Raw genomic sequence first — 709 nt, forward strand, 5'->3', positions numbered from 1 at the left:
AGATGACGCACACGCTAGCGCTTGTTTGGGAGAGTTCTTTGCTGCGCAGCAACACGATTATCGTCTGCCATTGCCCACCGATCGCCGGCTAAAGAAATGGAGTCAGCAACTGGTAAAAAGTGATTTCTTAGCGCCCAGTTGTGGCGAGTTGGCGAAGCAAGTGGGCGCCAGCAGCAAAACCATTACCCGTTTGTTTAAACAAGATRCGGGCATGTCGTACCAAGAATGGCGGCAACAATGGCGGGTGTTGAAAGCGATTGAATTATTATCTACACCGTTACCCGTGAGCGAAGTGGCGCACCAACTGGCTTTTCCTCTGACAGTGCGTTTATCGCATTTTCAAAAGCAAATGGGGCAGACCCCGCTGGCGTTTGTGATGCAAAATCGCATGCATAACCGCGTGATGCGTTGTTATACTCAAGTAACCTCGAGAGGCGAGTGTCAGCGAGAGTTAACGGGTCATCCAGCGCGCCAGTGTCAGTGTCAGTGTGGCAGTTATCGATCCAGTAAACATCGGCAAGAAGGAGCAAATTTGCATGGCGACGCGAGAGCGGGTTTGTTGAGCTGTATCGGAAATCATAGATGGTGCCGCGTTGTCTGCTAAATAACTGTGTTATGGTGGAAAAATACCGAAAAGCTCTGTTGACTGTTCAATCCTTTCAACGCCTATGGAGGATTCGTTATGCCCATTCATTTAAGACGGACCTTC

1 protein-coding gene is annotated in these 709 nt (G+C 49.6%); it reads left to right on the forward strand.

The genetic code is table 11. From position 1 onward, the window contains the following. Window positions 1-604: AraC family transcriptional regulator (locus CIK04_RS34410; RefSeq protein WP_325205905.1), on the forward strand; the 604-nt coding region annotated here is incomplete at its 5' end. Between the last annotated feature and the right edge of the window lie 105 nt (window positions 605-709).

The sequence above is a fragment of the Vibrio sp. 03_296 genome (genome assembly GCF_002265885.1).